This window comes from Luteimonas sp. Soil_C_16, from assembly GCF_057657295.1.
Genome location: NZ_JBDGIS010000007.1, coordinates 213,382 through 238,805 on the forward strand (window position 1 = coordinate 213,382; position 25,424 = coordinate 238,805).

39 protein-coding genes are annotated in these 25,424 nt (G+C 65.3%); 4 read left to right on the forward strand and 35 right to left on the reverse strand.

The annotated features are described in order from the left end of the window. Positions 1 to 3: 3 nt before the first annotated feature. The 5 genes from AC3A5T_RS14240 to AC3A5T_RS14260 form a co-directional block, all read right to left on the reverse strand. Positions 4 to 984 (reverse strand): hypothetical protein, encoded by a 981-nt coding sequence (locus AC3A5T_RS14240; RefSeq protein ID WP_487629138.1) that lies wholly within the window; start codon positions 982 to 984, stop codon positions 4 to 6. 89 nt (positions 985 to 1,073) lie between these two features. Further along, positions 1,074 to 2,060 (reverse strand): malate dehydrogenase, encoded by a 987-nt coding sequence (locus AC3A5T_RS14245; protein ID WP_487629139.1) that lies wholly within the window; start codon positions 2,058 to 2,060, stop codon positions 1,074 to 1,076. Positions 2,061 to 2,130: 70 nt separating this feature from the next. Beyond that, a complete protein-coding gene (locus tag AC3A5T_RS14250) occupies positions 2,131 to 3,330 on the reverse strand; it encodes an aminotransferase class I/II-fold pyridoxal phosphate-dependent enzyme (protein ID WP_487629140.1) in 1,200 nt (399 codons plus the stop codon). 104 nt (positions 3,331 to 3,434) lie between these two features. Beyond that, positions 3,435 to 4,223, reverse strand: a complete 789-nt coding sequence (locus AC3A5T_RS14255) for a hypothetical protein (protein ID WP_487629141.1) — start codon at positions 4,221 to 4,223, stop codon at positions 3,435 to 3,437. 53 nt (positions 4,224 to 4,276) lie between these two features. Continuing rightward, positions 4,277 to 4,771 carry a peptidylprolyl isomerase gene (locus AC3A5T_RS14260; RefSeq protein WP_332076398.1) on the reverse strand — a complete coding sequence of 165 codons (495 nt, stop codon included), beginning with the start codon at positions 4,769 to 4,771 and terminating at the stop codon, positions 4,277 to 4,279. 172 nt (positions 4,772 to 4,943) lie between these two features. Here AC3A5T_RS14260 and typA point away from each other — a divergent pair, with 172 nt between their 5' ends. The 4 genes from typA to AC3A5T_RS14280 all read left to right on the forward strand — a co-directional run bounded on the left by typA (position 4,944) and on the right by AC3A5T_RS14280 (position 8,442). Beyond that, entirely contained in the window at positions 4,944 to 6,773 is a 1,830-nt protein-coding gene (gene typA, locus AC3A5T_RS14265) for a translational GTPase TypA (RefSeq protein ID WP_332076397.1), read from the forward strand. Then, positions 6,770 to 7,354: a 2'-5' RNA ligase family protein gene (locus tag AC3A5T_RS14270; protein WP_487629142.1), complete on the forward strand. Its 585-nt coding sequence runs from the start codon at positions 6,770 to 6,772 to the stop codon at positions 7,352 to 7,354. The genes typA and AC3A5T_RS14270 overlap by 4 nt, the downstream gene beginning before the upstream one ends. Continuing rightward, positions 7,354 to 7,812: a DUF2127 domain-containing protein gene (locus tag AC3A5T_RS14275; protein ID WP_332076395.1), complete on the forward strand. Its 459-nt coding sequence runs from the start codon at positions 7,354 to 7,356 to the stop codon at positions 7,810 to 7,812. The genes AC3A5T_RS14270 and AC3A5T_RS14275 overlap by 1 nt, the downstream gene beginning before the upstream one ends. Before the next feature lie 72 nt (positions 7,813 to 7,884). Continuing rightward, on the forward strand, positions 7,885 to 8,442 hold the full coding sequence (locus AC3A5T_RS14280) for a hypothetical protein (RefSeq protein WP_487629143.1): 558 nt from the start codon (positions 7,885 to 7,887) through the stop codon (positions 8,440 to 8,442). A gap of 35 nt (positions 8,443 to 8,477) precedes the next feature. On the opposite strand, the gene AC3A5T_RS14285 is transcribed toward AC3A5T_RS14280, so the two are convergent. The 30 genes from AC3A5T_RS14285 to AC3A5T_RS14430 form a co-directional block, all read right to left on the reverse strand. Further along, complete coding sequence (locus tag AC3A5T_RS14285; protein WP_332076393.1) at positions 8,478 to 9,875, reverse strand: class II 3-deoxy-7-phosphoheptulonate synthase; 1,398 nt, start codon at positions 9,873 to 9,875, stop codon at positions 8,478 to 8,480. Between the two features lie 67 nt (positions 9,876 to 9,942). Then, positions 9,943 to 10,443 carry a disulfide bond formation protein B gene (locus tag AC3A5T_RS14290; RefSeq protein ID WP_487629144.1) on the reverse strand — a complete coding sequence of 167 codons (501 nt, stop codon included), beginning with the start codon at positions 10,441 to 10,443 and terminating at the stop codon, positions 9,943 to 9,945. A gap of 130 nt (positions 10,444 to 10,573) precedes the next feature. Next, entirely contained in the window at positions 10,574 to 10,954 is a 381-nt protein-coding gene (gene rplQ, locus AC3A5T_RS14295) for a 50S ribosomal protein L17 (protein ID WP_332076391.1), read from the reverse strand. Between the two features lie 269 nt (positions 10,955 to 11,223). Continuing rightward, a complete protein-coding gene (locus AC3A5T_RS14300; RefSeq protein ID WP_232134473.1) occupies positions 11,224 to 12,222 on the reverse strand; it encodes a DNA-directed RNA polymerase subunit alpha in 999 nt (332 codons plus the stop codon). 55 nt (positions 12,223 to 12,277) lie between these two features. Further along, positions 12,278 to 12,913 carry a 30S ribosomal protein S4 gene (gene rpsD, locus AC3A5T_RS14305; RefSeq protein WP_159679869.1) on the reverse strand — a complete coding sequence of 212 codons (636 nt, stop codon included), beginning with the start codon at positions 12,911 to 12,913 and terminating at the stop codon, positions 12,278 to 12,280. A 14-nt stretch (positions 12,914 to 12,927) separates the two neighbouring features. Then, entirely contained in the window at positions 12,928 to 13,320 is a 393-nt protein-coding gene (rpsK, locus tag AC3A5T_RS14310) for a 30S ribosomal protein S11 (RefSeq protein WP_232134472.1), read from the reverse strand. Positions 13,321 to 13,331: 11 nt separating this feature from the next. Next, positions 13,332 to 13,688, reverse strand: a complete 357-nt coding sequence (gene rpsM / locus AC3A5T_RS14315) for a 30S ribosomal protein S13 (protein ID WP_232134471.1) — start codon at positions 13,686 to 13,688, stop codon at positions 13,332 to 13,334. A 383-nt stretch (positions 13,689 to 14,071) separates the two neighbouring features. After that, positions 14,072 to 15,448, reverse strand: a complete 1,377-nt coding sequence (gene secY, locus AC3A5T_RS14320; RefSeq protein WP_232134470.1) for a preprotein translocase subunit SecY — start codon at positions 15,446 to 15,448, stop codon at positions 14,072 to 14,074. Between the two features lie 5 nt (positions 15,449 to 15,453). After that, entirely contained in the window at positions 15,454 to 15,888 is a 435-nt protein-coding gene (rplO, locus tag AC3A5T_RS14325; RefSeq protein ID WP_268738619.1) for a 50S ribosomal protein L15, read from the reverse strand. A gap of 5 nt (positions 15,889 to 15,893) precedes the next feature. After that, the gene (gene rpmD / locus AC3A5T_RS14330; RefSeq protein ID WP_310236752.1) at positions 15,894 to 16,091 is read right to left on the reverse strand and encodes a 50S ribosomal protein L30; all 198 of its coding nucleotides are present in this window, start codon (positions 16,089 to 16,091) and stop codon (positions 15,894 to 15,896) included. Continuing rightward, positions 16,084 to 16,623: a 30S ribosomal protein S5 gene (rpsE, locus tag AC3A5T_RS14335; RefSeq protein ID WP_332076388.1), complete on the reverse strand. Its 540-nt coding sequence runs from the start codon at positions 16,621 to 16,623 to the stop codon at positions 16,084 to 16,086. Before rpsE ends, rpmD begins: the two co-directional genes overlap by 8 nt. Positions 16,624 to 16,790: 167 nt before the next feature. Further along, positions 16,791 to 17,147 carry a 50S ribosomal protein L18 gene (rplR, locus tag AC3A5T_RS14340; protein WP_159679881.1) on the reverse strand — a complete coding sequence of 119 codons (357 nt, stop codon included), beginning with the start codon at positions 17,145 to 17,147 and terminating at the stop codon, positions 16,791 to 16,793. Positions 17,148 to 17,176: 29 nt separating this feature from the next. After that, positions 17,177 to 17,704: a 50S ribosomal protein L6 gene (rplF, locus tag AC3A5T_RS14345; RefSeq protein WP_332076387.1), complete on the reverse strand. Its 528-nt coding sequence runs from the start codon at positions 17,702 to 17,704 to the stop codon at positions 17,177 to 17,179. A gap of 14 nt (positions 17,705 to 17,718) precedes the next feature. Further along, positions 17,719 to 18,114 carry a 30S ribosomal protein S8 gene (gene rpsH, locus AC3A5T_RS14350; RefSeq protein WP_232115892.1) on the reverse strand — a complete coding sequence of 132 codons (396 nt, stop codon included), beginning with the start codon at positions 18,112 to 18,114 and terminating at the stop codon, positions 17,719 to 17,721. A 141-nt stretch (positions 18,115 to 18,255) separates the two neighbouring features. Beyond that, positions 18,256 to 18,561: a 30S ribosomal protein S14 gene (rpsN, locus tag AC3A5T_RS14355; RefSeq protein ID WP_232134464.1), complete on the reverse strand. Its 306-nt coding sequence runs from the start codon at positions 18,559 to 18,561 to the stop codon at positions 18,256 to 18,258. An 18-nt stretch (positions 18,562 to 18,579) separates the two neighbouring features. Then, positions 18,580 to 19,122, reverse strand: coding sequence for a 50S ribosomal protein L5 (rplE, locus tag AC3A5T_RS14360; RefSeq protein WP_159679889.1), 543 nt, complete (start codon positions 19,120 to 19,122; stop codon positions 18,580 to 18,582). Positions 19,123 to 19,133: 11 nt separating this feature from the next. After that, positions 19,134 to 19,451 carry a 50S ribosomal protein L24 gene (gene rplX, locus AC3A5T_RS14365; protein ID WP_232115895.1) on the reverse strand — a complete coding sequence of 106 codons (318 nt, stop codon included), beginning with the start codon at positions 19,449 to 19,451 and terminating at the stop codon, positions 19,134 to 19,136. Positions 19,452 to 19,465: 14 nt separating this feature from the next. Continuing rightward, positions 19,466 to 19,834 carry a 50S ribosomal protein L14 gene (gene rplN, locus AC3A5T_RS14370; protein ID WP_055246849.1) on the reverse strand — a complete coding sequence of 123 codons (369 nt, stop codon included), beginning with the start codon at positions 19,832 to 19,834 and terminating at the stop codon, positions 19,466 to 19,468. Positions 19,835 to 19,849: 15 nt separating this feature from the next. Continuing rightward, positions 19,850 to 20,110 (reverse strand): 30S ribosomal protein S17, encoded by a 261-nt coding sequence (gene rpsQ / locus AC3A5T_RS14375; protein WP_150928979.1) that lies wholly within the window; start codon positions 20,108 to 20,110, stop codon positions 19,850 to 19,852. 10 nt (positions 20,111 to 20,120) lie between these two features. Next, positions 20,121 to 20,309, reverse strand: coding sequence for a 50S ribosomal protein L29 (gene rpmC / locus AC3A5T_RS14380; protein ID WP_159679895.1), 189 nt, complete (start codon positions 20,307 to 20,309; stop codon positions 20,121 to 20,123). After that, the gene (rplP, locus tag AC3A5T_RS14385; RefSeq protein WP_159679897.1) at positions 20,309 to 20,722 is read right to left on the reverse strand and encodes a 50S ribosomal protein L16; all 414 of its coding nucleotides are present in this window, start codon (positions 20,720 to 20,722) and stop codon (positions 20,309 to 20,311) included. The genes rpmC and rplP overlap by 1 nt, the downstream gene beginning before the upstream one ends. Before the next feature lie 2 nt (positions 20,723 to 20,724). Next, complete coding sequence (gene rpsC / locus AC3A5T_RS14390) at positions 20,725 to 21,465, reverse strand: 30S ribosomal protein S3 (protein WP_232134463.1); 741 nt, start codon at positions 21,463 to 21,465, stop codon at positions 20,725 to 20,727. Between the two features lies 1 nt (position 21,466). Further along, on the reverse strand, positions 21,467 to 21,859 hold the full coding sequence (gene rplV, locus AC3A5T_RS14395; protein WP_055246839.1) for a 50S ribosomal protein L22: 393 nt from the start codon (positions 21,857 to 21,859) through the stop codon (positions 21,467 to 21,469). Between the two features lie 10 nt (positions 21,860 to 21,869). Next, positions 21,870 to 22,142: a 30S ribosomal protein S19 gene (rpsS, locus tag AC3A5T_RS14400; RefSeq protein WP_055246837.1), complete on the reverse strand. Its 273-nt coding sequence runs from the start codon at positions 22,140 to 22,142 to the stop codon at positions 21,870 to 21,872. A gap of 6 nt (positions 22,143 to 22,148) precedes the next feature. Then, a complete protein-coding gene (gene rplB / locus AC3A5T_RS14405) occupies positions 22,149 to 22,976 on the reverse strand; it encodes a 50S ribosomal protein L2 (protein ID WP_159679901.1) in 828 nt (275 codons plus the stop codon). 10 nt (positions 22,977 to 22,986) lie between these two features. Next, a complete protein-coding gene (gene rplW, locus AC3A5T_RS14410; protein ID WP_096208160.1) occupies positions 22,987 to 23,286 on the reverse strand; it encodes a 50S ribosomal protein L23 in 300 nt (99 codons plus the stop codon). Continuing rightward, complete coding sequence (gene rplD / locus AC3A5T_RS14415) at positions 23,283 to 23,888, reverse strand: 50S ribosomal protein L4 (protein ID WP_332076385.1); 606 nt, start codon at positions 23,886 to 23,888, stop codon at positions 23,283 to 23,285. Before rplD ends, rplW begins: the two co-directional genes overlap by 4 nt. Positions 23,889 to 23,899: 11 nt before the next feature. Next, a complete protein-coding gene (gene rplC / locus AC3A5T_RS14420) occupies positions 23,900 to 24,553 on the reverse strand; it encodes a 50S ribosomal protein L3 (protein WP_055246831.1) in 654 nt (217 codons plus the stop codon). Positions 24,554 to 24,563: 10 nt separating this feature from the next. Next, entirely contained in the window at positions 24,564 to 24,875 is a 312-nt protein-coding gene (gene rpsJ / locus AC3A5T_RS14425; RefSeq protein WP_047137645.1) for a 30S ribosomal protein S10, read from the reverse strand. 472 nt (positions 24,876 to 25,347) lie between these two features. Next, on the reverse strand, positions 25,348 to 25,424 hold a 77-nt coding region (locus tag AC3A5T_RS14430), incomplete at its 5' end, for an EF-Tu C-terminal domain-related protein (RefSeq protein WP_459040859.1).

The window sequence follows — 25,424 nt, forward strand, 5'->3', positions numbered from 1 at the left end:
GGCTCACGCCAGTGGCAACGTACGCTCCGCGCGGCAGAGATCGTCATGCAGTGCACGCACAGCATCGATGCGAGGATCGACAGATGCCTCGCCAAGAGTGCGTACGTAACGACATGCTGCGAACGCATTCGCGCGCCGCTCGTACGCAACGATCCACTGTTGGCGTTCCGGTATCCGCGCAGGGTTGATTGGCCACGTCCCGGGCCGTGGCCGCAGATGCCGCTCGATACCAATGCGCCACGGTTTTGGACTGACACGCGCACGGAAGCAGCGCTGTCGTACGCACATCCGCGCGTACAGCGGATCGGCGCCCAAGGCTTCGAAACACGCCGACACTTCCGGCTCGCGGGGATCGAAGCCGCGGTGCATGGCCAGCAACCGGATACCCGCCGGCGTCCGGTACTGTCGCAGCCGCCATGCCGGATGCAGGCGCACGAAAGCTTCGATGCGCCGGTCCGCAGCCGCTTCCAGCCCGCCGTCCTTCCAGATTCGGGCCTTGTGGATGAGCCGGCTGATCAACGCCGCCAGAACAAGCGCGATGACCGCCGCCTGCAGGCCCGTAAGCCAGGAAGTCTTCACGACACCAGCCACGATAGCGAGCGCAAGCAGCGGCACTCTGCAGCTCCACTTGAGCGCGTGGCTGGGCCCGTGATCCAGCAGATCGATATCCACGAACAGAGCATCCGGCGTGTTGAGGCAGCGCGCGCCATAGCCGTTGCGGGTGATGACGCTGCTCCCCTCCCGCGCGACGATTTCTTCTCGGATCGGCACGCCATCGGCGCCGTTGTATGGGCGCTTGGCTTCTCGCCGCGGCAGCGGCTCGCCCGCCAACACTCGATCGAATGCCTCGCGTGTTCGCGCATTGGCCAGCACCTGCGCATCTTCGAGGCTCAGATCGGACCAGCCGAAACGGCGTACCGTGACTTGCCTGCCTTTCGAGCGATGTTGCAGCCGACCTTCGGCCCAGTACTGCGGAACGATCATGCGCCTCCCTGCCGCCGGTCGCCGCCCCGGGCGGGGCAAAAAAAAAGCGCCGGGAATCCCGGCGCTTCTTGTACACCCTGTCGCGGCGATCAGCCCAGCAAGTGCGCCACGCCCGAACGCTCTTCCTCGAGCTCGGCCAGCGTCTTGTCGATGGCCTTCTGGCTGAAGTCGTCGACTTCGATGTCCTTGACCAGCGTGTACTCGCCGTTCTCGGTGGTCACCGCGAAGCCGAAGATCACGCCTTCGGGAATGCCATAGCTGCCGTCGGACGGCACGCCCATCGTCACCCACTTGCCGTTGCTGCCCAGCACCCAGTCGTGGATATGGTCGATGGCGGCGTTGGCGGCCGACGCGGCCGAGGACAGGCCACGCGCCTCGATGATCGCCGCGCCGCGCTTGCCGACCTGCGGGATGAAGGTGTTGGCGTTCCAGTCGGCGTCGTTGACCTTGTCCTTCAGGTTCTGGCCGTTCGCGGTCGCGAAGCGGTAGTCCGGGTACATGGTCGGGCTGTGGTTGCCCCACACGATCAGGCCTTCGATGTCGCCCACGGCCACATCGGCCTTGGTCGCCAGCTGGCTCAGCGCGCGGTTGTGGTCGAGGCGCAGCATCGCGGTGAAGTTGCGCGGGTTGAGATCCGGCGCCGACTTCATGGCGATGTAGGCATTGGTGTTGGCCGGGTTGCCGACCACCAGCACCTTGACGTCACGCGAGGCGACCTTGTTCAGCGCCGCGCCCTGGGCGGTGAAGATCTTGGCGTTCTCGAGCAGCAGATCCTTGCGCTCCATGCCCGGGCCGCGCGGACGCGCGCCGACCAGCAGGGCGATGTCGGCGTCCTTGAACGCGACTTCCGGATCGTCGGTGCCGACGACATCGGCCAGCAGCGGGAACGCGCAATCCTCGAGCTCCATGATCACGCCCTTCAGCGCGGCCTGTGCCTTGTCGATCGGCAGTTCGAGCAGCTGCAGGATCACCGGCTGGTCCTTGCCCAGCATTTCGCCGGAGGCGATCCGGAACAGCAGCGCATAGCCGATCTGGCCGGCAGCGCCGGTCACGGCAACACGGACGGGCTTCTTCATCGTCATTCCTCTCGTATCAAATCGAACGGTACGTGGGTGGGAAACAACCGGCGGGCGGAGGCTGGCCGGCTCAGGTCAGTTCCGCGAAGAATTCGCGGATCCGGGCGAGTCCCGGCGCGAGCTGCGCTTCGGGACAGGTGTAGCTGATGCGCAACGCGCGCGGCTCGCCGAACGCCGAGCCCGGCACACAGGCCACGCCCTTCGCTTCGAGCAGCGCATTGCACAGGTCGACGTCGTTGCCGATGCGCAGGTCGCCATGCGACTTGCCGAACGCGACGCTGATGTCGGGAAACACATAGAACGCGCCGGCGGGCTTCGGGCAGACCACGCCCGGAATCTCCGCCAGCGCCGACATCACCACATCCCGGCGCGCCTGGAATTCGGCGCACTTCGCCGTCGGCACGTCCTGCGGGCCGGACAGCGCGGCGACCGCGGCGGCGGTGACGACTTCCGGCACATTGGTGATGTGGTTGGAGTTCATCGTCGCGAAGGCTTTCGCGACGGTTTCGGGACCGGCCAGCAGGCCGACGCGCCAGCCCGGCATGCCGTAGGTCTTGGACAGCGAGTCGACGAAGATCGTGCGCTCGCGCAGTTCAAGCCGCGCCTGCACGACGTTGTGGTAGCCGATACCGTCGAAGACCATGCGGTTGTAGATGTCGTCGGTGACGATCCACGTGTCGGGATGGCGCACCAGCACGTCGGCCAGTGCGGCGATCTCGCCCTGCGTGTAGACCATGCCGGTCGGGTTCGACGGATTGTTGAACAGGAAGACCTTGGGCTTGCGCGCCAGCGCGGCATCGAGCTGCGCCGGGGTCAGCTTGTAGTCCTGTTCGGGCGGGCACGGCAGCAGCTGGATGTCGGCGCCGACGATCTCGGCGATGTCCAGATACGTCGTCCAGTACGGCGTGGCGAATGCGAAGCCGTCGCCCTCGTCGAGCAGCACTTCGGCCAGCGTGTAGAGGATGTGCTTGGCGCCGATGCCGCTGGCGCAATGCGCGCGGGTGTAGCTCGGCAGGCCGATGCGGTCGAGATGACCGATGAACGCGTCGAGCAGCGCATCGCTGCCGCGGTTGCTGCCGTACTGGCCGCTGTCGTGGTCGAGCGCTTCGCGCGCGGCGGCATACACATGCGGGCCGGGCAGGAAGTTCGGCACGCCGATCGAGAAGCTGATGATGTCCCGGCCTTCGGCCTTCAGGCGCTTGGCCTTTTCGGCGACCTGCATGATGGCGCTGGGCTTGGCGCGAGCGGTCCGCGCGGCGAGCTGGGGCATCGGGGAAATCTCTTGGTGGCGCGTCGGGAGTGCGGCGGAAGCGCTGAATTTCGGCGGCAGATGGTACCACGCAGCCCTGCGGCGCCTGCCGGCGCGGCGTGGCTTCAGAGGTAGTCGAGCACGTCGCCGAGGTCGTAGTTCTCGTCGAAATAGGTCTGCCATTGCGCATAGGCCTCGCGCAGGCACTCGGGCGTCTTGCAGGCATCGAGCTGCTGGACGACCGCGGCCGCCGTACGGTCGCCGTCGGGGTACCGCGCGGACAGTTCGACCAGCTGCGTGCGCATTCCGCGGTCGAGTTCGGCGAAGTCGCTCTGGCTGCAGGCCAGTGTCGCCCGCAGGCTGCCCGCCGGTGCATCGCCGCCGCACGCGACCGCCTCGGGCAGCACCGTGCTCTGGCGGACTTCCAGCACGATCGCCTGCCGGTCGCGATCGGTCAGCCGGCGCACGAAGCCCAGCGTTTCGGTCTGGCCCTGCGCCCAGGTGACGCGCAGATGGAAGCCCTCGCCGGATGCCGTGTCCTGCACCTTGCGCAGGGTCACGGTCTCGTCGGGGCCGTTCTCACGGGTGATGTGGAAGGCCAGGGCCTGGTTGTCGACATCGACATCCTCGACCGTGCCGGCGAGCCAGCTGCCGTCGCGCAGGATGCGCAGGTCGCCGGCGCTCAGCCATTCGATGGCGTAGATCGTTTCGGCATCGTCGCCGCTGGAAACGCCGGTGCTCCAGATGCCTTCGAGGCTGCGCTCGAGATCCTGCGCCTGCGGCGTGGCCGCAGTCTCCGGGCCGACGCCGTCGATGTCGGGATCGGGCGCGGACGGCCCGCACCCTGACAGCGCGCCGACGCCCAGCGCCAGCGCCAGCACCAGACCACACCACCACCTGCTGCTCGAGGCCATTCCATCCCCCCAAAAGAAAACAGGCCGGCGACTGGCCGGCCTGTCGGTGTCGCTTACGCAGCGAGCGTCTTGTTCCACTCGGCGACGCGGTCGGCCTTGGCCGCCAGCACCGCTTCGGTGTCGCCGACGATCTTGATCGACTTGATCGCATCGCCCTGCTTCACCGCGTCGACCACGTCCAGACCTTCGGTGACCTTGCCGAACACGGTGTGCTTGCCGTCCAGCCAGTCGGTCTTGATGTGGGTGATGAAGAACTGGCTGCCGTTGGTGTTCGGGCCCGCGTTCGCCATCGACAGCACGCCACGCTCGTGCTTCACGCCATTGTTGGTCTCGTCCTCGAACCGGTAGCCCGGGCCGCCACGGCCGGAGCCCTCGGGGCAGCCGCCCTGGACCATGAAGTCGGCGATGACGCGGTGGAAGCTCAGACCGTCGTAGAAGCCGCGCTGGGCCAGGTTGACGAAATTGGCGACGGTCAGAGGTGCCTTGTCGGCATACAGCTCGACGGTGATCTGGCCACGGTCGGTGTCGAATACGGCGTTCAGGGACATGAGGAATCCTGGTTGAAGGGAAAATCATCGGCAGGCCGACGAACCCGCGACATGTGGCTGTCCACGCCCGGTTTCAAGCGGCCCTCCATGCGGCAGCGCAACACCGTATAATGCTGGGCTCTTTCACTGACTCTTGTGCGCCCCGGTCTTCGACTCTGGCGCAGCCTTGCCCATGTCCATCGAACGCCTGCGCAATATCGCCATCGTCGCCCACGTCGACCACGGCAAGACCACCCTCGTCGACTGTCTGCTGAAGCAGTCGGGCACCCTCTCCGAGCGCACCGTGCTCGCCGAGCGCGTGATGGACAGCAACGACCAGGAAAAGGAACGTGGCATCACGATCCTCGCCAAGAATACGGCGATCACCTGGAACGGCAACCGCATCAACATCGTCGACACCCCGGGCCACGCCGACTTCGGCGGCGAGGTCGAGCGCGTGCTGTCGATGGTGGACACCGTGCTGATCCTGGTCGATGCGATGGACGGCCCGATGCCGCAGACGCGCTTCGTGACCCAGAAGGCGTTTGCGATGGGCTTCAAGCCGATCGTCGTCGTCAACAAGATCGACCGCCCGGGCGCGCGTCCGGACTGGGTGATCGACCAGGTGTTCGACCTGTTCGACAAGCTCGGCGCGACCAACGAGCAGCTCGACTTCCCGATCGTCTACGCCTCGGCGCTGCACGGTTACGCGAGCCTCGACGACGCCGCGCGTTCGGGTGACATGACCCCGCTGTACGAAGCGATCATGCAGCACGCACCGATGCCGGAAGTCGACCCGGACGGCGCCTTCCAGATGCGCATCAGCCAGCTGGATTACAACAACTTCGTGGGCGTGATCGGCATCGGCCGCATCCAGCGTGGCACCCTGAAGAAGAACATGCCGGTGTCGGTGATCAGCCGTGAAGGCAAGAAGCGCCAGGGCAAGGTGATGCAGGTGCTCGGCTTCCTCGGCCTGGAGCGCATCGAGCAGGACACCGCCGAGGCCGGCGATATCGTCGCCATCTCCGGCATCCAGGACCTGACCATTTCCGACACCGTCTGCGCCCTGGATACCCCCGAAGCGCTGCCTGCACTGACCGTCGACGAGCCCACGATCTCGATGACCTTCCAGGTCAACAACTCGCCGTTCGCAGGCAACAAGGATCTGTCGGGCGGCAAGTTCCTGACCAGCCGCCAGCTCAAGGACCGCCTCGAGCGCGAGACCGTGCACAACGTGGCGCTGAAGGTCGAGCAGCTGGAAGACGCGGACAAGTTCCTGGTCTCCGGCCGCGGCGAGCTGCACCTGTCGGTGCTGATCGAGAACATGCGCCGCGAAGGCTTCGAGCTGGCCGTGTCGCGCCCGGAAGTCATCATCAAGGAGATCGACGGCCAGCAGATGGAGCCGATCGAGCAGCTGGTGGTCGACGTTGAAGAGCAGCACCAGGGCGGCGTGATGGAGAAGCTCGGCATCCGCAAGGGCCAGCTGAAGAACATGGAGTCGGACGGCAAGGGACGCGTGCGTCTGGACTACGAGATCCCGGCCCGCGGCCTGATCGGTTTCCAGAACGAGTTCAAGACCCTGACCCAGGGCGGCGGCCTGCTGTTCCACGTGTTCGACCGTTATGGCCCGAAGGAAACCGGCGCGATCGCCAAGCGCCTCAACGGCGTGATGATCGCCAATGCGCCGGGCGCCACGCCGGCCTACTCGCTCGGCCCGTTGCAGGAGCGCGGCAAGCTGTTCGCCGCCGAAGGCGACAACGTGTACGAGGGTCAGCTGGTCGGTATCCACTCCAAGGACAACGATCTGACCGTCAACGCGATCAAGACCAAGCCGCTGACCAACATGCGCGCTTCGGGCAAGGACGATGCCATCGCGCTGACCCCGGCGATCAAGTTCTCGCTGGAACAGGCGCTGGACTTCATCGATGACGACGAGCTTGTCGAAGTCACGCCGAAGGAAATCCGCCTGCGCAAGAAGTTCCTGACCGAGAGCGATCGCAAGCGCGCGTCCCGCGCCGCGTGAGCCAGGCGCTGTTCCCGGCGTGGCGGCCCAGTGCCGACGGCCGGGCGGTGCTCGCGACGGTGTCGCACCGTTTGCAGGAGGCGCGTCCATCGGACGCGCCTTCTTTGCAACTGCGGCGCGCCGACCAGTGGCACATCACCCTGTGCTTCGTGGGTGAGTCCGCTGGACCCGTGGCCGCACCGGCGCTCCTGGATGCGTTCGCCGAAGCCGCGACCCGCATTCCGCCGCACCGCTTCACCCTCGAACGTCTCGTCTACTGGCGCCACTCCGGCGCAGTCGTCGCGTTGCCGGCGCCCTGCCCTGCACTGCAGGCCCTGTGCGATGCGAGCCACGACGCGGTCCGCCGCGCCGGTATCGCGCCGATGGAGCGGACGACGCGGCCGCATGTGACGCTCGCGTTCCTCGAACGCGGACTGCCGCCGCAGCCGTGGCTCGATACGGTGGACTGCGGCGCCGACGTCCTCGACGTCGACGCATTCGAACTGCTCTTCAATCCTGGTGGCCGCTACGACGCGCTCGGCGCATGGCCACTGACCGGCGCTGCATTGCCCGCGCCACCCCGACAGGACGCCCTGTTCTGATGACCGACGATCGCACCGACACCCACAAAGGCCTGCGCGCGATCGCGTTGTTCGAGGCCGCCAAGGGCGTCTTCGCTCTGCTCGTCGCCGGCGCCCTCGCGGCGATCGGCCCGGACGCGCTGCAGCACGAACTCGAACGCGTGCTCGCGCGCTTCGGTGTCGACGCCGAACGCAGCGGCACCGCGATGCTCGATGCGATCACCCCGGAACGGCTGCACATCGCGATCGGCGTCGCCGTGATCTACGCCGTGATGCGACTGGTCGAAGGCTGGGGCCTGTGGGGCCATCGCGCCTGGGCCTCATGGCTGGGCGTGATCGGCGCGGCGGCGTATCTGCCGTTCGAGATCTACGCCCTGTGGCAGCACCCGGACTGGATGACCTGGGGTGTTTTCCTGCTCAACCTGATGATCGTGCTGGTGCTCGCGCGCGATCTGCGCCGACGCCGCAACGCGGTCTGAGCCGAGGGTTGCAGGCGCGCGTCACCGCCAGGCTCGTCGTACGACATCCGTCGCGCGTGGAGTGTCCTGCCCATGGTCCTTTCCAGCCTGAAGACGCGCCACCCGGCGCTGGCGCTCGGCCTCGTGCTGCTTACGAACTTGCCGCACGCGCGCGCGGACGATCGTCTGATCGAACCGACGTTCGCCGCCGTCCAGACGCTGGCCGCGGCCTACTTCGCCCGATCCTCACTCGTCGACGCCTGCGGCGCGCTTCCAGCACCTGTCGGCACGGACGCGCAGCGCGCTTACGCCGCCTGGGCGGCACGCAATGACGGCGTGATCCAGCTCGCGCTGCGCTGGATGACCCGCTTCGAAGACCTGCTGGACGCGCACGGCATCGCAGGAAGCCGACGCGAATTCGTCGAGGGCCGGAACGCCATGATCATCGACGAAGCGCACGTGTTCCGGGACCGGTACTTCCCCGACGGCATTGCCGATGTCGCCACGTGCACCGCGGCGGCGGCCCGCATCGACGCGCGCGCTCTGGATCTCGACGCGCGTACCGAATCCGGACGTGTCCTGACGTCACATGAGGCGGCCGTGGCCGCTGCGATGCTCGCCGCCGCGGCGGCGGAAGTGCCCGATGATTGAACTGCACGCACTGCCGCGACAGGCGGCCGGCGGCGTTACTGGCGCGACAGCCCGCTGACCTGCACCTGCTTGCGCACGATCAGCATCGCCGTCTCCAGCGCCTGTTCGTAGTTCAGACGCGGATCGACCTGGCTCTTGTAGGCGCGTTCGAGATCGGTTTCGGTCAAGGCGCGCGCGCCGCCCATGCACTCGGTGACGTCTTCGCCGGTCAGCTCCAGATGCACACCGCCCAGGCGCGTGCCGGCCGCGGCGTGCAGGTCGAAGGCCTGCTCGATCTCGCTGCGGATGTTGTCGAAGCGGCGCGTCTTGTAGCCGTTGCTGGTCGACTCGGTATTGCCGTGCATCGGATCGCAGATCCACAGCACGCGACGGCCGGACCGGCGCACCGCGTCGAGCAGCGGCGGCAGGCGTTCGGCGATCTGCGTCGCCCCCATGCGGTGGATCAGGCTCAGGCGGCCGGGTTCGTCATCGGGATTGAGCACGTCGATCAGACGCAGCAGTTCGTCCGGCGTCGACGTCGGGCCGACTTTGACGCCGATCGGATTGCGCAGGCCGCGGAAGTACTCCACGTGCGCGCCGTCGAGCGCCGCCGTGCGCACACCGATCCACGGGAAGTGCGTGCTGAGGTTGAACCAGCCCCACTGACGCGGCACCTGACGCGTGTTCGCTTCTTCGTATGGCAGCAGCAGCGCTTCGTGCGAGGTATAGAAGTCGACGCGGTTGAGGTTGTGCACTTGGGTGCCGGCCAGCGTCTCCATGAAACGGACGGCGTCGCCGAGGCCGGAGACCATGCGCTGGTATTCCTCGGCCAGCGGCGACTCGCCCACCCACTCCAGTCCCCAGTACTCGGGATGGTGCAGATCGGCAAAACCACCGTCGATCAGCGAGCGCACGAAGTTCATCGTCATCGCCGAACGCGCATGCGCGCGCACCATGCGACGCGGATCCGGGGTCCGCGCCTCGGGCGTGAACGCCGGCGCGTTGACCACGTCGCCGCGGTAACACGGCAGGGTCACGCCATCGCGCGTCTCGGTGTCGGCCGAGCGCGGCTTCGCATACTGGCCGGCGAACCGGCCGACCCGGACGACCGGCAGCCGCATGCCGTGCACGAGCACCAGGCTCATCTGCAGCAGCACCTTGAGCCGGTTCGAGATGACGTCGGACGTGCAGTCGCCGAAATTCTCGGCGCAGTCGCCACCCTGCAGCAGGAAGCGGCGGCCCTCCTGGGCCTCGGCCAGCTGCTGCTTGAGGCTCAGGATCTCCCACGACGTCACCAGCGGCGGCAGCGCACGCAGCTCTTCCTGCACGGCCGCCAGCGCGGCCTGGTCGGGATAGGTCGGCAGCTGTTTGGCCGGGCGCGTGCGCCAGCTCTCCGGCTGCCAGTCTTCGGGCAGGTTCACGGGATGCAGGCTGCGCTCGTTGGACGACGACATGGGGTGTTCCTCTCGCGGGCGGCCATCATCGCAGTTTGCTGCCCTGCGTCAAAACGCAGGCAACCGCTCAGCGGCGTGTGCGCAGTCCGGCGAACAGCGCGACCGCCGCCAGCAGCAGGAACCACACCAGGCTCCAGGCCGGCATCGACAGGCCGAGGAAGGTCCAGTCGACGGTGCCGCAGTCACCGGAGCCGGTCAGCACCTTCTGGATCAGCGTCGGCGTGTCCATGGTCTCTCGCATGAAGGCGAACGGTGCGCCGCAGGTCGCGAAGCCCGGCGGATGCATCTGCAGCCACACATGACGCCCGGCGATGCCGATGCCGACCGCGGCCGCTGCGAAGCCCAGCAGACCGTAGGCCGTACGGCCACCGCGTCCGCGCGGTGCGTGGATGCCGGCGATCAGCAACACCACACCGAGAGCCGCGAAGGCGAGTCGCTGGAAGATGCACAGCGGACACGGTTCGAGCCCCCACTGCAGCTGCGAATAGATCGCGAAACCGATCAGGGCGAAACAGGCGACGGCGCCGACGAACATCAGCGTGCGGAACGACCAGCGGACAGGATTCATGGGCAGACCGTCGATAGGGTGTCGCGATTATCGTCCCGCGCCGCGCAAACAAAAACCCCGGCATGTGCCGGGGCTTCGTTCCATCGATGACGGGAACCTGCGCACGCGGCGCAGGTCGTCACGACGCGGATTACTCGGCGTCGACCGACGCCTGCGGGCGATCGACCAGCTCGACGTACGCCATCGGCGCGTTGTCGCCGGCGCGGAAGCCGCACTTGAGGATGCGCAGGTAGCCACCCGGACGCGCGCTGTAGCGCGGGCCGACGGTGGTGAACAGCGTGCCGACGGCTTCCTTGTCGCGCAGACGCGCGAAAGCGAGACGACGGTTGGCGACGCTGTCGATCTTGCCGAGGGTGATCAGCGGCTCTGCGACGCGACGCAGTTCCTTGGCCTTCGGCAGGGTTGTCTTGATGAGTTCGCTCTTGATCAGCGAGGCGGCCATGTTGCGGAACATCGCTTCACGATGGGCGCTGGTGCGGTTGAACTTGCGACCGGCTTTCTGGTGGCGCATGGGATGGATCCTTCAGATTGGAATGGTGGGTCTGTGTGAGGCTTTGGCGCCGTCCTGGCGTTGGAACTTGGACTGCGGATGGTCCGGAACCGGTCGTCCTTCACCGGCAACGCCGCGGGCTTCTGCCCGTCGGCGCGGTCTTGCATACAGCGTCAATGCAGATCGGGAGCCGCGGCTCGCGCCGCGTTTGCACTCCCGGCCCGGCGAAGCACACCGGGCGTTCTCATCCCGCAACCGATGCCTGACGGCATCGGCTGCACGCGGGATGCTTACCCAAGCATGCCGTGAGCGGACACGCCGGTCGGCGGCCAGTTCTCGAGCTTCATGCCGAGCGCGAGGCCGCGCTGCGCCAGGACTTCCTTGATCTCGGTCAGCGACTTCTTGCCGAGGTTCGGGGTCTTGAGCAGTTCGACTTCGGTCTTCTGGATCAGGTCGCCGATGTAGTAGATGCTCTCGGCCTTGAGGCAGTTGGCCGAACGCACCGTCAGCTCCAGATCGTCGATCGGACGCAGCAGGATCGGGTCGACGCCCGGTGCCTGCGGCTTCGCCGCGCCGCGATCGCGGTGCGTGAAGTCGCCGAACACCGACAGCTGATCGGTGAGGATGTCGGCGGCGGTGCGCACGGCTTCCTCGGCATCGATCGTGCCGTTGGTTTCGATGTCCAGCACCAGCTTGTCGAGGTCGGTGCGCTGTTCGACGCGCGCCGCTTCGACTTCATAGGCCACGCGACGGACCGGCGAGAACGACGCGTCCAGCATCAGGCGACCGATGGCGCGGGTCTCCTCGTCCGGACGACGACGTGCGGAGGCCGGCTGGTAGCCGAAGCCGCGCTCGATCTTCAGACGCATGTTGATCGACGCGTCCTTGGTCAGGTGGCAGATGATGTGCTCGCCGTTGAGGATCTCGACGTTGTGGTCGGTCTTGATATCGGCGGCCGTCACGACGCCCGCACCCGTCTTCGACAGCGACAGCGTCGAGCTTTCGCCGGTGCCCATGCGGATGGCGACGTCCTTGAGGTTCAGCAGGACTTCCAGCACGTCTTCCTGCAGGCCCTCGATGGTGCTGTACTCGTGCAGCACGCCGTCGATCTCGACTTCGGTGATCGCGAAGCCCGGAATCGACGACAGGAGCACGCGACGCAGGGCATTGCCCAGCGTGTGCCCATACCCACGCTCCAGCGGCTCGATCACGACCTTCGCGCGGTTGCCGGCGAGACGTTCGATCTGAGGGCCGCGGGGACGCAGGACCTGGTTGGCGGTAGCCGTCATGTGTGTGTGTCTCCTGAGGACCGCCGCGCTTACGACGCGGCGGTACCTGGTTGAATTACTTCGAGTACAGCTCGACGATCAGCGCTTCGTTGATGTCTGCCGGCAGATCTGCACGATCCGGGACGGACTTGAACACACCACTGAACGCCTTGGAGTCGACTTCGACCCACGACGGGGACAGATCCATCGTCGACCACACGGTGAGCGCTTCCTGCACGCGAAGCTGCTTCTGTGCCTTCTCCGACAGTGCGATCGCGTCGCCTGCCTTGACCTGGTACGACGGCAGGTTCACCGACTGGCCATTGACCGTGACGCCACGGTGCGACACCAGCTGGCGCGCGGCCGGACGGGTCACCGCGAAGCCCATGCGGTAGATGACGTTGTCGAGGCGGGTCTCGAGGAGCTGCAGCAGGTTTTCACCCGTGTTGCCCTTCTTGTTCGACGCCTTCTTGTAGTAGTTGCGGAACTGACGCTCGAGCAGACCGTAGATACGCTTGACCTTCTGCTTCTCGCGAAGCTGGGTGGCGTAATCCGAGAGCTTGCTGCGACGCGCGCCGGTACCGGCACCGTGCTGGCCGGGCTTCTGCTCCAGCTTGCACTTCGAGTCGAGCGCGCGGGTCGGGCTCTTGAGGGACAGGTCGGCGCCTTCACGGCGCGCGAGCTTACAGGTAGGACCGATGTAACGAGCCATTTCTAATCGCTCCTTTAGACGCGACGCTTCTTCGGCGGGCGGCATCCGTTGTGCGGGATGGGCGTCACGTCGATGATGTTGATGATCTTGTAGCCCACGTTGTTCAGCGAGCGCACGGCCGACTCACGACCCGGACCCGGGCCCTTGATGCGGACTTCAAGCGACTTGACGCCGTAATCGAGCGCGACCTTGCCGGCCTTCTCTGCGGCGACCTGGGCTGCGAACGGGGTCGACTTGCGCGAGCCGCGGAAACCGGCACCGCCCGAGGTCGCCCACGAGAGCGCGTTGCCCTGGCGGTCGGTGATCGTGATGATCGTGTTGTTGAACGAAGCGTGGACATGCGCGATGCCGTCGGTGACGACGCGCTTGATCTTCTTCTTGGTCTTGGTAGCTGCGGGCTTGGCCATGGCTTAACTCCTTACTTCCTGATGGCCTTGCGCGGACCCTTGCGGGTGCGGGCATTGGTCCGGGTGCGCTGACCACGCAGCGGGAGACCACGACGGTGACGCAGGCCGCGGTAGCACGACAGGTCCATCAGACGCTTGATGGCCATGCCGACTTCGCGACGCAGGTCGCCCTCGACCACGTACTTGCCGACTTCCGAGCGCAGACGCTCGACTTCCGGTTCGGACAGATCGCGGATCTTGGTGGTCGAGGTCACGCCTGCAGCCTCGCAGACCTTCTTCGAACGGGTACGGCCAATGCCGAAAATGCTTTGAAGCCCAACCCAGACATGCTTCTGGGCAGGCAGGTTCACACCTGCAATACGCGCCATGCGCGGATCTCCAACTGGTTTGCTGCCAGGGGTTCAATCCCGGCAAAAGGGAACAAGAAATAATAGCAGGGCCTCGTGGTTTCAGGAAGCCCACGGCGCCAAGGCGCCAGTGAACCCGGCATGGGGAGCGTGCCCATGCTCCGGCGACAGTCCAGGACCGGCAGCTTTCGGGGAACTCCCCCTCGCCTGCCCCGCGCGCTACTCTGGCGTGCGGATCTTCCTGGACCACCCGCACACGAGACCGCCGTGCGAGTCGCCCATCTGAAGTCCGGCGCGTAGGTCCGGACTTCGTGCGCCGCCCGTCGGGGCGGTGCGATGCGACATGGGGAGTGCCCATGCCGCGAGAACCGTGCCGGACGACCCGAGGGCCGTCCGGCGGAACATCAACGACCGGTGAGGCCGCCGCCGCTGCGCGAACCCTTGAGGTTCGCCTTCTTCAGCAGGCTTTCGTACTGGTGCGACATCAGGTGCGACTGGACCTGCGCGATGAAGTCCATGATCACCACCACCACGATCAGCAGCGACGTGCCGCCGAAGTGGAAGGAGCTGCCGAACTCGGCACGCATGAACTCCGGCAACAGACAGACCAGCACCAGATACGCCGCGCCGACTGCCGTGAGGCGGGTCAGCACACCGTCGATGTAGTCGGCGGTGGCCTTGCCCGGACGGATGCCCGGGATCAGCGCGCCCGACTTCTTCAGGTTGTCGGCCGTTTCCTGGCTGTTGAACACCAGCGCGGTGTAGAAGAACGCGAAGCCCGCGATCAGCGCACCGAACAGCAGCACGTACAACGGCTCGCCCGGCGAGATCGCCTGCGCGACGCGCTGCAGCGTCTGCTGCCAGCCGCTCGACGAGGTCGCTTCACCGAACCACGTGGTCACCGTTGCCGGGAACATGATGATCGAGGACGCGAAGATCGCCGGAATCACGCCTGCCATGTTGAGCTTGAGCGGCAGGAACGAGCTCTGGTTCATGTACGCGTTGCGACCACCCTGGCGACGTGCATAGTTGACCGTGATCCGACGCTGGCCACGCTCGACGAACACCACGAAGAACACCGCCGCCAGCACCACGATCACCAGCAGGATCGCCGCGATCGGGCTCATGTCGCCGCTGCGCAGCGAATCGAACGTGCCCAGCACGGCGCCCGGAAGACCCGCCACGATGCCGGCGAAGATGATCAGCGACACACCGTTGCCGATGCCGCGCTCGGTCACCTGCTCGCCCAGCCACACCAGGAACATGGTGCCGGCGGTGAGCGCGATGATCGCGGTGACCACGAAGCCCATGCCCGGCGAATAGACGACCGGAATGCCGTTGTTGGCACCCGAACTCTGCAGCGCGACCGCGATACCCGCCGACTGGAAGATCGCCAGCGGAATCGCACCGATGCGCGACCACTGGGTGATCCTGCGCCGGCCCGACTCGCCTTCCTTCTGGATGGCCTTCAGGCTGGGCACGACCTGCACCAGCAGCTGCATCACGATGGACGCCGAGATGTACGGAATCACGTTCAGTGCGAACAGGCTGAAACGCGACAGCGCACCGCCGGAGAACATGTTGAACATGTCCACGATGGTGCCCTGCTGCTGTTCCATCAGCTGCAGCATGGCCTCGGGATTGACGCCCGGCACCGGGATGAAACACCCGATGCGATAGACGACGAGAGCACCGAGCACGAACAGCAGGCGCTGGCGGAGCTCGGTGAATTTACCGAGCCCGGCGCCGACCCCACCCATTGCGCTGCCGCTACGCGACATCCGGCTTACTCCTCGACCTTGCCGCCAGCGGCTTCGATCGCCGCGCGGGCACCGGCCGTGGCGAGCACGCCCTTGAGCACGAGCTTCTTGCTGATCTCGCCCTTGAGGACGATCTTCGCGCGCTTGGCGGTGCTGGGCACCAGCTTGGCGGCACGCAGCGCGGCGAAGTCGACGTCACCGTCAAGCTTGTCGAGCTGGTAGAGCATCACTTCGGCCACGTCGAGCTTCAGCTTGGAGCGGAAACCGACCTTCGGCAGACGCTTGCGCAGCGGCATCTGGCCGCCTTCGAAGCCGGCCTTGATCTTGCCCTTGCCCGAACGCGCGAACGAACCCTTGTGGCCGCGGCCGGCAGTCTTGCCCAGGCCCGAACCGATACCGCGACCGACGCGCGTGCGCTCGGTGCGGGCGCCCTGTGCGGGCTTGAGAGAATTGAGCTTCATTTCGATTATTCCTCGACCTGGACCAAGTAATGGACCTTGTTGATCAGGCCACGGACCTGCGGGCTGTCCTTCAGTTCACGCACGTCGTTGAGCTTGCCCAGACCGAGTGCCTTCACCGAGAGGCGGTGCTTGGCCTGCGAACCGCGCAGACCCTTGACCAGGCGCACCTTGACGGTGCCGCCGGTGGATTCCTTCTTAGCCATTGATCAGATCCTCCACCTTCTTGCCGCGCTTGGCAGCGATCTGCGCCGGCGAGTGCATTTCGTCGAGGCCGCGGATCGTGGCGCGCACGAGGTTGATCGGATTGCGCGAACCCACGGCCTTGGCCAGCACGTCCTTGACGCCGACGGCTTCGAGCACGGCGCGCATCGCGCCACCGGCGATCACGCCGGTACCTTCCGACGCGGGCTGCATGAACACGTTCGCCGCACCGTGGCGCGACTTGACCGTGTGCCACAGGGTGCTGCCGTTGAGATCGACAGTCTTCTGGTTCTTGCGGGCCTGCTCCATCGACTTCTGGATCGCGACCGGCACTTCGCGCGCCTTGCCGTAACCGAAACCGACCTTGCCGTTGCCGTCGCCGACGACCGTCAGCGCGGTGAACGTGAACTGGCGACCGCCCTTGACGGTCTTGCTGACACGGTTGACCGTGATCAGCTTCTCGATCATGCCGTCGTCGAGTTCCTCACGGTCGCGATTGCGATCGCGGCCGCGGTTTTCCCTTTCGTTTGCCATCTGGATTGCCTGTATTGGTAGAAGGATGTACGGCTCGTGCCGCTTGGAGTTGGAAAGTGGATCTGTGAAACGCGGACGCGGCACACAAGGCCGCGGGCGTCCGGCACATCCCGTGCCGGCAGGTCAGGCGACGCCGGGCGCAAGGCCCGGCGCCGACAGCGTTCGGATCAGAACTGCAGGCCACCCTCGCGGGCGGCGTCGGCGAGTGCCTTGATGCGACCGTGGTAGCGGTAGCCCGAGCGGTCGAATGCGACCTTCTCGATACCCGCGGCCTTGGCCTTCTCTGCGATCGCGCGACCCACCGCGGTTGCGGCGTCGGCGTTCTTGCCGTTCTTCAGGCCGTCCTTGACGTCGGCCTGGGTGGTGTTGGCCGCGGCCAGCACCTTGGAACCATCCGAATTGAACAGCTGGGCGTAGATGTGCTGGCCGGTGCGCAGCACCGACAGGCGCGGCACGCCGAGGACACGGATGTGCGAACGCGTGCTCTTGGCACGGCGCAGGCGGGCGTTGTTCTTGATGCTCATGATCTTGATCCCCGGGAAGCGGATGGGCCTTAGGCCTTCTTGGCTTCCTTGCGAATGATGGTTTCGTCGGAGTACTTCACGCCCTTGCCCTTGTACGGCTCCGGCGGACGGAATCCGCGGATCTTGGCGGCGACCTGACCGACGAGCTGCTTGTCTGCACCCTGGACCAGGATCTCGGTCTGGGTCGGCGTGGTCAGCGTGATGCCTTCCGGCGCCTGGAACACGACGGGATGCGAGAAACCGAGCGACAGGTTCAGGTCATTGCCCTGGACCGCAGCGCGGTAACCGACGCCCACGAGGTCGAGCTTGCGCTCGAAGCCCTGCGACACACCGTGCACCATGTTCGCGACGATCGCGCGCAGGGTTCCGGTGAGCGGAATCTGCGACGGATCATTGGCCGAAAGCAGCGCGTTGCCGTCTTCGATGGTGATCTCGATATCCGACGGCTTGGCGAGCGACAGGGTGCCCTTCGGGCCCTTCACGCTGACCAGCTCGGGCTGGATGTTGAGCTCGACGCCCTTCGGAAGGGCGATCGGCTTCTTGGCAACTCGGGACATTGTGCGTTACTCCCTTAAGCCACGAAGCACAGGACTTCACCGCCGACACCCAGCTGGCGTGCCTTCGCGTCGGTCATGATGCCCTTGGACGTGGAAATGATGGACACGCCCAGGCCGTTGAGGACCTTCGGCAGCGCGTCCTTGCCCCGGTACTGGCGCAGACCCGAGCGCGAGAAACGCTTCAGGGTCTCGATGACCGGACGGCCTTCGTAATACTTGAGAACGATCTCGAGCTCGGCCTTGGCGCCGTTCTCGGTCACGCGGAAATCGCCGATGTAGCCCTCGTCCTTCAGGACGGTGGCGATGGCGACCTTGATCTTGGACGACGGCATCGACGCCGTCTGCTTGCCAACTGCGGCCGCATTGCGAATGCGGACCAGCATGTCGGCGATGGGATCAGTCATGCTCATGATGATTACCTTCTGAGTGCACCGATATCCGCTTGCGCGAACACTAGTTTTTGACCCGCACGGAACTCGGGCGGGGTACAGCGTGAGGGCCGGTATTCTACAGGTCTGGCGCGCGAACGCCAGACCTGCAGTGCGACGCTCTTACCAGCTGGCCTTGCGCAGGCCAGGCACGTCGCCGCGCATGGTGGCTTCGCGCAGCTTGTTGCGGCCAAGACCGAACTTGCTGTAGACGGCACGCGGGCGGCCGGACAGCGCGCAACGCGTGGTCTGGCGGGCCGGCGACGAATCGCGCGGCAGCTTCTGCAGCTTGTTGACTGCGTCGGCCTTCTCTTCGTAACCCGCGGTCGGGCTGCTGATGATCTTCTTCAGCGCCTCACGCTTTTCGGCGTGCTGCTTGGCCAGCTTCTTGCGCTTGACCTCGCGGTTGATCATGGACGTCTTTGCCATAAGTGCTCTGCCTTCGGATCAGTTGCGGAACGGGAAGCGGAAGGCTTCCAGCAGGGCCTTGGCTTCTTCGTTGGTACGGGCGGTCGTGGTGATGGCGATGTCCATACCGCGGATCGCGTCGACGGCGTCGAAGTCGATTTCCGGGAAGATGATCTGTTCCTTCACGCCCATGTTGTAGTTGCCGCGACCGTCGAACGACCGGCCGGAGACACCACGGAAGTCGCGGACGCGCGGGAGCGCGACGTTGACCAGGCGATCGAAGAACTCGTACATGCCATTGCGACGCAGCGTGACCTTGCAGCCGATCGGCCAGCCGTCGCGGATCTTGAACGAGGCCACCGACACGCGCGACTTGGTCACCAGCGGCTTCTGGCCGCTGATCTTGGCCATGTCGGCGGTTGCGTTCTCGAGCACCTTCTTGTTCGCGGCAGCTTCGCCCACGCCCATGTTGATGGTGATCTTGCTCAGGCGCGGGACCTGCATGATGTTGGCGTAACCGAACTGCTCCATGAGCTTCGGCACCACCTCATCCTTGTAGAACTGTTCCAGACGGGTCGTCATTTTGAGCATCCTCAGGCGTCGAGCGCCTCACCGCTCGAGCGGAACACGCGCAGCGTGCGTCCATCCTCGAGTGTCTTGGTTCCAATGCGCTCGCCCTTGCCGGTGGCAGGGTTGAACGGCATCACGTTCGAAGCATGGATCGGCGCTTCGCGCTCGACCACGCCACCGGCCTGACCCGCCTGCGGGTTCGGCTTGGTGTGGCGCTTGACGATGTTGATGTTCGAGACGACGACCTTCTCGCCGACCACGCGCACCACGTCACCGCGCTTACCCTTGTCCTTGCCGGCGATCACGATCACGTGGTCGCCCTTCTTGATTCGATTAGCCATTTTCGTTCCTCCGCTCAGAGCACTTCAGGCGCGAGCGAGACGATCTTCATGAACTTCTCGGAACGCAGTTCACGGGTCACGGGCCCGAAGATGCGGGTGCCGATCGGCTCCTGCTTGTTGTTGAGCAACACGGCGGCATTGCCGTCGAAGCGGATCAACGAACCGTCGGCACGACGCACACCCTTGCGGGTACGCACCACGACGGCGTCATAGACCTCGCCCTTCTTGACCTTGCCACGCGGAATCGCTTCCTTGATGGACACCTTGATGATGTCGCCGATGCCGGCGTAACGGCGCTTCGAGCCGCCCAGCACCTTGATGCACATCACTTCCTTGGCACCGCTGTTGTCCGCCACATCGAGGTGGCTTTGCATCTGGATCATGGTATGCCCTCCTCGTTATTCGGCGGCGCGCGTGACGATTTCCGCCACCCGCCAGTTCTTGGTCTTGGACATCGGCGCGATCTCGACGACCTTCACGAGGTCGCCTTCCTGGCACGCGTTCTCGGCATCGTGGGCGTGGAGCTTGGTCGAACGCTTGATGTACTTGCCGTACAGGGCGTGCTTGACCTGACGCTCCACCAGCACGGTGACGGTCTTGTCCATCTTGTTGCTGACCACGCGGCCCTGGACCGTACGCTGCTTCTTTTCGGTATTCATGGTCGGGTCCTTACTTCTTCTGACCGATCAGGGTGTTCACGCGCGCGATCTCGCGGCGCACCCGACGGGTGTCATGCGTCTTGGTCAGCTGGCCAGTGGCCTTCTGCATGCGGAGCGAGAAACGCTCCTTGTGCAGCTCGAGGAGATGCGACTGCAAATCCTCGACCGACTTCTCGCGGAGTTCCTTCGTCGTAGCCATCAGCGCACCGTCCGGGTCACGAATTGGGTGGTGACCGACAGCTTCGCGGCGGCCAGGCGGAACGCTTCACGCGCCACCTCCTCCTCGACACCCTCGATCTCGAAGATCATGCGGCCGGGCTGGATCTGCGCGACCCAGTACTCGACGCTGCCCTTGCCGGAGCCCATTCGGACTTCGATCGGCTTCTTGGTGATCGGCTTGTCCGGGAACACGCGGATCCACATCTTGCCGCCGCGCTTGACGTGACGGCTGATGGAACGACGACCGGCTTCGATCTGACGTGCGGTCAGCTGGCCGGTTGCGGTGGACCGCAGACCGAATTCGCCGAAGCTGACTGCGTTGCCGCTCCATGCCAGGCCTTCGTTACGGCCCTTGTGCATCTTGCGGTATTTGGTTCGCTTGGGTTGCAACATGATTAGTCCCTCGCCTCGCGCTCGCGACGCGGACCCCGACGATCGCGGTCATTGCGATCACCACGGTCTCCGCCACGCGGCGTGTCGTCCTGCTTCTCCTGGCCCACCTGGCTGAAATCGAAGATTTCGCCCTTGTAGATCCAGGTCTTGATGCCGATGATCCCGTAGGTCGTCTTGGCTTCGGCGAAGCCGTAGTCGACGTCGGCGCGGAGGGTGTGCAACGGCACGCGGCCTTCGCGGTACCACTCCGAACGCGCGATCTCGGCGCCGTTGAGGCGGCCGGCGACGTTGACCTTGATACCCAGTGCGCCGAGGCGCATCGCGTTGCCGACGGCGCGCTTCATCGCGCGGCGGAACATGATGCGACGCTCGAGCTGCTGCGCGATCGACTCGGCCACCAGCTGCGCGTCGAGTTCCGGCTTGCGGACCTCGGTCACGTTGATGTGCGCCGGAACGCCCATCATGTCGCTGACGTCCTTGCGCAGCTTCTCGATGTCCTCGCCGCGCTTGCCGATCACCACGCCCGGACGGGCGGTGTGGATCGTCACGCGCGCCGTCTTCGCCGGACGCTCGATCAGGATCTTGCTGATGCCAGCCGAGGCGAGACGCTTGCGCAGCATCTCGCGGACCTTCAGGTCGGCGACGAGGTAGTCGGCATATTCCTTCTTGCCGGCGTACCACTTGGAGTTCCAGTCCTTGGCGATGCCGAGGCGGATGCCGATGGGATGAACTTTGTGACCCATATTACTTGCCCTCTCCCACGACGACGGTGATGTGGCTGGTGCGCTTGAGGATGCGGGTACCGCGTCCCTTCGCGCGCGCCATGAAGCGCTTCAGCGTCGGACCTTCGTCGACCGTGATGGTGGCGATCTTGAGTTCGTCGACGTCCGCGCCAGCGTTGTTCTCGGCGTTGGCGATGGCCGACTCGACGACCTTCTTGATCATGTGAGCGGCTTTCTTGTCCGAGAACTTCAGCAGGCCGACGGCGCGTTCGACCGGCAGACCACGGACCTGGTCAGCGACCAGACGTGCCTTCTGCGGCGAGATGCGCGCGGTGCGAAGGATCGCGGTGCGCTTGTTGACCTCGGTGCGAGCGCGCTTCTGCTCTTCGAGGCGGGCTTTCGTTGCCTTGTCCATTGTGCGCTCCTTACCTGCCCGACTTCTTGTCGCCGCCGTGACCCTTGAAGGTCCGCGTCAACGCGAATTCGCCGAGCTTGTGGCCAACCATGTTCTCGTTGACCAGCACCGGGACGTGGTTCTTGCCGTTGTGGATGGCGATGGTGAAACCGATCATGTCCGGCAGAACCATCGAGCGACGCGACCAGGTCTTGATCGGCTTCTTGGTGTTGGTGCCCGCGGCTTCCACCTTCTTGACGAGGTGGTGGTCGACGAACGGACCCTTCTTGAGTGAACGTGCCATGGTCTATCAGCTCCTGCGATCGCGCACGATGAACTGCTGCGTCCGCTTGTTATGGCGGGTCTTGTAGCCCTTGGTCGGAACGCCCCAGGGAGTAACCGGATGCGGGTTGCCCTGACCGGCCTTCGCTTCACCACCGCCGTGCGGATGGTCGACCGGGTTCATGGCCGCACCGCGGACGGTCGGCTTGACGCCGCGCCAGCGCTTCGCACCGGCCTTGCCCAGCTTCTCGAGGCTGTGCTCGTCGTTGCTGACCTCGCCGATCGTGGCGCGGCATTCGGACGGCACGCGACGCACTTCGCCCGAACGCAGACGCACGGTGGCGTAGACGCCTTCGCGCGAGACCAGCTGCACGCCGGCACCGGCGGCGCGCGCGATCTGCGCACCCTTGCCCGGCTTCATCTCGATGCAGTGAATCGTCGAACCGACCGGGATGTTGCGCAGCGGCAGCGTGTTGCCCGTCTTGATCGGGGCATCCGAACCGGAGATCACCTGGTCGCCGGCCTTCAGGCCCTTCGGCGCGATGATGTAACGGCGCTCGCCGTCGACATAGCACAGCAGCGCGATGTGGGCGGTACGGTTCGGGTCATATTCGATGCGCTCGACGCGCGCCGGAATGCCTTCCTTGTCCCGCTTGAAATCGACGATGCGGTAGTGCTGCTTGTGGCCACCACCGATGTGACGGGTGGTGATGCGGCCGTGGTGGTTGCGACCGCCGGTGTTGGTCTTCTTCTCGACCAGCGCAGCGTGCGGTGCACCCTTGTGCAGATCGGGGTGCACGACGCGGACCGCGGAACGGCGGCCGGGCGAAGTGGGCTTGAACTTCATCAATGGCATCGGGGCTTCCTCAGACCTTCGCGTTCATGACGTCGATCGACTGGCCGTCGGCCAGCTTCACGTAGGCCTTGCGCCAGTCACCGCGGCTGCCCTGGCGCTGACGGAAGGACTTGTTCTTGCCCTTCACGTTCAACACATTGACGGCCTCGACCTTGACGTCGAACAGCTTCTCGATCGCGGCCTTGATGTCGGCCTTGGTGGCGACCGTCGACACTTCGAACGCGTACTGGTTGGACACTTCCTGCAGGCGCGCGGTCTTTTCGGACACACGCGGCGCACGGATCACTTCATAGAGCTTGGCGTCGTTCATGCCAGCCACTCCTCGATCTTCTTCACCGCATCGGTGGTGATCAGCACGGTATCGGCGCCGACCAGCGCGACCGGATCCAGGCCCTGCACGTCGCGGATCTCGACGTACGGCAGGTTGCGTGCCGACAGGTACAGGTGCTCCGAAGCGTCTTCGGTCACGATCAGCGGGCGCTTGCCCAGATCGAATTCCTTGAGCTTGGCGACCATGCCGCTGGTCTTCGTTTCGGTCAGGTCGAACGTCTCGACGACGGTCAGACGGCCCTGGCGGTTGAGCTCGGACAGGATCGCCGACATCGCCGCGCGGTACATCTTGCGGTTGACCTTCTGCTCGAAGCTGCGCGGCTTGGCCGCGAAGGTCACGCCACCGCCGACGAAGATCGGAGCCGTCAGCGCGCCGTGACGCGCACCGCCGCCCTTCTGCTTCTTCGACTTCTTGGTCGTGCCGTTGACTTCGGAGCGCGTCTTCTGCGCCTTGGTACCGGCGCGACCGGCGTTGCGATAGGCAACGACGACCTGGTGGACCAGGTTTTCGCTGAAATCGCGGCCGAAGACTTCGTCGGAAACCGACAGCTTCGTGCTGCTGTTGTTGATTGCGAGTTCCATCGTGCTACTCCTTATGCCTTGCTCGACGGACGCACGATCACGTCGCCACCCGGCGCGCCGGGGACGGCGCCCTTGACGGCGATCAGGCCGCGCTCGGCGTCGACCTGCACGATCTGCAGGCGCTGCGTGGTCTGCTGGTCGGCACCCATGTGGCCGGACATCTTCTTGCCCGGAAACACGCGGCCCGGCGTCTGGCGCTGACCGAGCGAACCCGGCTGGCGGTGCGACAGCGAGTTACCGTGCGTCGCGTCGCCCATCTTGAAGTTCCAGCGCTTGATCGTGCCCTGGAAGCCCTTGCCCTTCGTGACGCCCTGGACGTCGACGATCTGGCCCACTTCGAAGATGTCGGCCTTGATCTCGCCACCGACGCTGAAGTCAGCGATCTTGTCGTCGGCCACGCGGAGCTCCCACAGGCCACGGCCGGCTTCGACCTTCGCCTTGGCGAGGTGACCGGTTTCCGGCTTGTTGAGCAGCGATGCGCGCTTGACGCCTGCGGTGATCTGCACGGCGCTGTAACCGTCGGTCTCGACGGTCTTGATCTGGGTGATGCGGTTCGGGGTCGCCTCGATCAGCGTCACCGGCACGGACTTGCCGTCTTCGGTGAACACTCGGCTCATGCCGGCCTTGCGGCCGACGATGCCCAACGAATGAATCTTCGCGGTCATGGTGCGGTCCTCAGGTCAGCTTGATCTGGACGTCGACGCCGGCTGCGAGCTCGAGCTTCATCAGCGCATCAACGGTCTTGTCGTTCGGGTCGACGATGTCCAGCACGCGCTTGTGCGTGCGGGTCTCGTACTGGTCACGCGCATCCTTGTCGACGTGCGGCGACGTCAGGATGGTGTAACGCTCGATCTTGGTCGGCAGCGGGATCGGGCCGCGCACCTGTGCACCGGTACGCTTGGCGGTCTCGACGATCTCGCTTGCCGAGCGATCGATCAGGCGGTGATCGAATGCCTTGAGGCGGATCCGGATCTTTTGGTCCGTCATGACGGAAATATCCTTGGTTGAAAGAGCGACGGGCCTGCGGCTGGGTGCGCAGAACCCCATTGATTCGTGGCTGTCCGAGGCATTCACCCGCGCCCCGGGACCGTTCCCTGCAAAACAAAAGGCAGACCGGTTGCCCGATCCGCCCAGACCACAGAAATTCAGACGCGGTGATCCGCTCCATCCCTTCGTGCTCCGGACATTTCCGGAACGGGTGGAGCACAGCCTCGCGACATTTCCGTGTCTGGCGAAGACGAGGGCATCCTGCACCTCATTTCGCGATTTCGCGGACACCCGATGAAGGCCTGCCCGCGAGGGTCTTGCATCATAGCGGGTATCGACGGGTGGGCGCAAGCCCTGCCCTTCGGAAACCGGACGGACCGGCTGGGCCGGTCCGTTTTTCGATCGTCATACCCGAAAAAGCGGGGATGACGTGTTGGCAGCCGAGCGCGCTAGGCGCGCTCGGGCCAAGACGTCACTTGATGATCTTGGACACCACGCCGGCGCCGACGGTACGGCCGCCTTCGCGGATCGCGAAGCGCAGACCTTCGT